Here is a 4,491-nt window from a genome sequence, read left to right on the forward strand (position 1 = left end):
CCCGTTGTCTCCCGCACTCCCGTTCGTGTCGTTCGCGCCGCCGGTGCTTCCGGTGTCGTCGGCGGTGGGCGGCGTGACCGTCACCGTGCCGTCGTCACCGTCGCCGTTGGTTTGGCTGCCTGTCGTGTCCTGCTGGATCGTCACGCCCGCGTCGGCCGGTGACGTGTCCGCCGCGTTGGCGGTCACGCATCCCGACACGAGCGTCGCCCCGGCCACGGCCAGGGCGACGAGACCTCGTATCCGTCCCATGCTCCCGTTCCTTTCCCTTGGGTTGGGAGGGCGACGCCGTTCGCCGCCCATACGCGGCTCATCGTCACACGTTTTCCGGGAATGTTGTCCGCCCACCCGTACACGCCCGAAAACGGCGGAATCACAGGCGACACGCCGAAACCCGGAAACACGCGCCAGACGGGACGGAACGGGCATGGGAAGGCCCTCCCGACCGGAGGACGGACGGGAGGGCCCATGGGGATCACGCCGCGCGGGGGAGGGTCACATGGTCTTCCAGGCGACGCCCTCGCCACGCCATCCGGCCCTGATGACGCTCAGGTACTCGCCGTAGCTGGTGGTGTACACATGCTCGCCGCCACCATTGCCACGACCGTGCTTCGGCTTGTGGTAGCGCGTGGGGTTGTACAGCCGGTACACGTTCGCGCCCGTGGGCGAGGTGTACCAGGCGATGCCCTCGTCCCTCCAGCCGAGGCGCACGAGCATGTCGTGCTCGGCCTTGTTGAGCGTCCAGTTGTGGTTGCCGGAACGCCTGTTGTACTCGCGGTACACGGGACGGGCGCCCGGCGTGTCCCTGCCCACGGTGACGAAGCTGGAGCCTCCCCGGTTCTCGTCCCTCCAGCCCAGACGCACGAGCATGTCGTTCTCCGCCTTGCTGGTGGTGTAGTGGTGCAGACCCGAGTTGCGGTTGTACACGCGATAGACCGGCACCCGCCTCACGGTCGGCTTCGAGGGCTTGGAGGGCTGCTGGTTCCTCGACCACCGGGCGGTGAGCTTGAGGTCGCCGGTGACGGGTCTGGAGAAGTCGTACTTCGCGGAACCCTGATACCAGCCCGTGAACGTATAGCCGCTGCGGGTCGGCGCTTTCGGCTGAACGGCCCTCGAACCATTCGCGACCTTCTGCGATGCCACCGCGCTGCCGCCAGCGGAATCGAAGCTGACGGTGCGGTACACGGTCTGCGGCGGGATGGCGGTCCACCGGGCCGTCAACTTCATATCCGAGGTGACCGGGGTGTTGAAATCCCACTTCGCATTGCCGTTGTACCAGCCCGTGAACGAGTAGCCGCTGCGGGTCGGCGCCTTCGGCTGAACGGCCTTCGAACCGTCAACGACCTTCTGCGAGGTTACTGCCGTGCCGCCCGCACTGTCGAACGATACGGTACGGTACACCGTGTTTGCCGTCCAATGCGCGACAAGCTTCAGGTTCCCAGTCACGGGGGTGTTGAAGTCGTACCTGGTGTTGCCGTTGAACCAGCCCGCGAACGAGTAGCCGGAGCGGGTAGGATCGGCGGGCTGAGACGCCTTGGCGTTCTTTTTTACCGTTTGTGTGGGCACCGTGGTGCCGCCGAACGGGTCGAACGACACCGTATACGTGGTGCTGGCGTCCAGCATGGCCGTGTACTGGTCGAACTTCTCCAACAGGTTCTCAGGAAGGGTCATGTTCTGATTGGAAATATACTCTCCATCTTCGGGAAGGATATCGTTCGGGAAGCCCCAACCCGGCATGTAGGGATCATTGACCGAGCCGCTGGTCTTTGAATAGTAATTCTGGACGGTAGTGTGCCAGGCTGTGCCGGTAAGGCCGATCGAAGCGTATATATACTCACCGTACTGCTGTTGGACCGGGCGCCAGTAGTATCCGACGTAGTTCACGTAGTGACCGGTCTCTCCCACTGCGGAGCCGTCTGCGGCCTTGCCGTCGAGTTTGCCGTCTGTCATGTCCTTGTCATAATTGGAGACCTCGCTATTATAGAAGTCCTTATATCCGTCATCGCTGGAGGTGATGCCCTGCGCGTCGCCGATGCCCCAATGACCGCCGGTAGCACGAACCGCATTAGCAACAAACTGTTGATTGAGTAGCATCTGCAGGTTGAGCTGCTGAGCTGCCAGCCGCTTGTTCGGATCATTGCAGCGGCGCCCCTTGCCGGCGGGTAGGTCCATGCGGCACGGCTCGTTGGTCAGCGTGGCGCGGAACTGGTTGGACTTGACGTCCTCCTGCAACGCCTTGCGCGTGTTCGCCAGACTCGTGGCGTCTCCGTCGGACCCGAGCTTCGTGAAAGATGGATCATCCTTCATGTCGGATTCGAGCTTGTTGATCGCTCGTCTGGCGTCGGCCCTCTCATCCTCTGATTTGGCGGTGACACTGACCCATTTGGCGAACCCGTACGACGAGTTGATCTGCTCTTGGGTCAAGCCCTTCGACCAGTCACCGTTAGTGTCGGAACCCGTGTCCGCATGGGCTCCCACCACTGGCGCCACCACGACCGTCAACAGCATCGCCAGCGACGCCAGGACCGCTGTCAGTCCTCGTCTCATACTCCTATTCATTGTTTTCTCTCCTTGATCACTCTCCCCGCGGGGATTCCGATGACTCCAAGCCTACGCCCGGACACGGGAACCCCACGGGAAACAAAACCATCATTCAACTCACTCACCGGAGGCGGAACCGCCTCCGGCTACCCGAATGTGAAACCTCACCGGTCGATGGGTGCCGCCCTCCGGGCAGGCACCCATCGACCCGTTTGGGTGTTCACCCGTTTGGGTGTTCACCCGTTTGGGTGTCGGCCCGTTTGGGTGGGGGAAGGGATCGTCAGCGTTGTCGGTCGAGCCAGTCGCGGATGGCGCCGTCGAGCAGCTCCTGCATCGTCGTGTCCCTTTCCGCGGCCAGCGCACGCAGCCTCCGCCGCGTGCTCGCTCTCATGCGCAGCGTGGACTGCACCCACGGATCGGCATCGACGGCGTCGACCCTCCCCTCCGGCTTGCTCCCCGCCTCCGTGGCGGTCTCGATCACGGCGGGCGCGAGCACCCGCTCCATGGATTCCGCCTGCCGGCCCCGGGCCGCCGGGCGCAGGGCCGGCGTCGTCCTCGGATTCCTCATATCATGTCCTCCTTCGTCTATCCGAACCAAGTTCTCGCGGAACCGCGGGGATCGACCGCGTTCACCGGACGGCCATGAGCATCAAAGCCGCCGTCATCGCCGCGCTCCCGGCGACCATGAGGATCACGGCGACCCTCCACAGCCATGTCCACGCGCCGGTCATGCCGCCGAACCGGGCGAACGCCCACCACAGCAGCGTTCCCGACAGGGTCGCCAGACACCCCGCGGCGGACACGGTCCCGACCCATCCGCTCACTCCCCGCTCCCGGAGCCGTCCATGGGCCCGGTCAGGAAGCGTTTGAGCTCGTCGAACGCCTCGGCGTACTCCCACAGCTTGCCCGGCCTGCGGTTGAGCCCCATCTTCACGTCCTGACGCTTCCTGACGACCGTGTCGAACCGGGGCGTGCGCTGCTCGTCCAGCGCGCCGCGCACCAGGTCGAACGCGCGCGTGTTCGTCTCCGCGCGCACGATCAGCACCGCCGCCGGGATCGAGTCGGGGATCGTGCCCATCGTGCTCCACGCCTGCTGCAGGTCCAGGGGCGAGTCCGACGCGGGCACGATCACCATGTCCGCGCACCCGATCGCCCGCGCCAATACGGGCCCCGAGGGCGGCGCGTCCACGAACTCCCAGCCGTCGCCCATACGGTCCGGCCGCTTGAGCGTGCTCATGTTCGCCGGCTCGACGGCGAAGTCCAACGGCTCTCCGGACTCGGCGGCCATGTCCCGCCACAGGCTCGCGCTCGACTGCGGGTCCGCGTCCAGCACACGGGCCTTGAGTCCCCGGCGTGCGGCGGCCGAGGCCAGGTAGATCGCGGACGTGGTCTTCGCGACCCCGCCCTTCGCGTTCGCCAACGCTATCCTCATCATTGCTCTCCTTAATTGATATGAGGCTTCTGTTGTTTTCGTGGGTTAGTTGGTGGGCTCCGGCAGTCGGATGTCGAGGCCGCCGCATCTGAGCATGACGAAGCTGATGAGGTTGTTCACGTGGTGGAAGCCGTAGGCCATGCGGATGGTGACCTTGATGCGGTTGTTGAACGCCTCGAGCCTGGCGTTGGAGTAGCCGAGCTCGATCGTGCGCAGGATGTCGGGCCGGCGTCTCCTGATCTTCCTGGAGAGTTCGACGATCTCGGGGATGCGGCTGTGGGACGCCCAGAATACCCAGTGTTTGAGCTCTCCGCGGGCCTGTTCGATGGGGTGTCTGAGCAGGTTGCGCAGGAGTTCCTTGAGCCGCCATGCGCGGTAGAGCTGTCCCCTGGGATCCGTGTTCCCCAACGCGGTGAGGGATTCGTCCTGCCGTCCGGTGAGATGGTCGGGGTTCTTCAGGACCGCGTACCTGACGCCGCGCATGCGTTTCGTGGTCTCCTCGTCGCCTTCGCGTCTGGCCT

The 4,491-nt window shown here is 64.8% G+C and carries 6 protein-coding genes; all 6 read right to left on the reverse strand.

The window, feature by feature from the left end:
- Positions 1 to 249, reverse strand: a 249-nt coding sequence (locus Uis1B_RS11745; RefSeq protein WP_207763433.1) for a hypothetical protein, incomplete at its 3' end; no start/stop codon positions are given.
- 243 nt (positions 250 to 492) lie between these two features.
- On the reverse strand, positions 493 to 2,556 hold the full coding sequence (locus tag Uis1B_RS11750) for an InlB B-repeat-containing protein (protein ID WP_101618403.1): 2,064 nt from the start codon (positions 2,554 to 2,556) through the stop codon (positions 493 to 495).
- Between the two features lie 262 nt (positions 2,557 to 2,818).
- Entirely contained in the window at positions 2,819 to 3,106 is a 288-nt protein-coding gene (locus Uis1B_RS11755) for a hypothetical protein (RefSeq protein WP_101618404.1), read from the reverse strand.
- 61 nt (positions 3,107 to 3,167) lie between these two features.
- Positions 3,168 to 3,362 (reverse strand): hypothetical protein, encoded by a 195-nt coding sequence (locus tag Uis1B_RS11760; RefSeq protein ID WP_101618405.1) that lies wholly within the window; start codon positions 3,360 to 3,362, stop codon positions 3,168 to 3,170.
- The gene (locus Uis1B_RS11765; protein WP_101618406.1) at positions 3,359 to 3,970 is read right to left on the reverse strand and encodes a ParA family protein; all 612 of its coding nucleotides are present in this window, start codon (positions 3,968 to 3,970) and stop codon (positions 3,359 to 3,361) included. Before Uis1B_RS11765 ends, Uis1B_RS11760 begins: the two co-directional genes overlap by 4 nt.
- Before the next feature lie 45 nt (positions 3,971 to 4,015).
- A partial coding sequence (locus Uis1B_RS11770; protein WP_243390371.1) for a transposase occupies positions 4,016 to 4,491 on the reverse strand: 476 nt, incomplete at its 5' end.

The sequence above is a fragment of the Bifidobacterium margollesii genome (assembly GCF_002860355.1).
Taxonomy (GTDB): domain Bacteria; phylum Actinomycetota; class Actinomycetes; order Actinomycetales; family Bifidobacteriaceae; genus Galliscardovia; species Galliscardovia margollesii.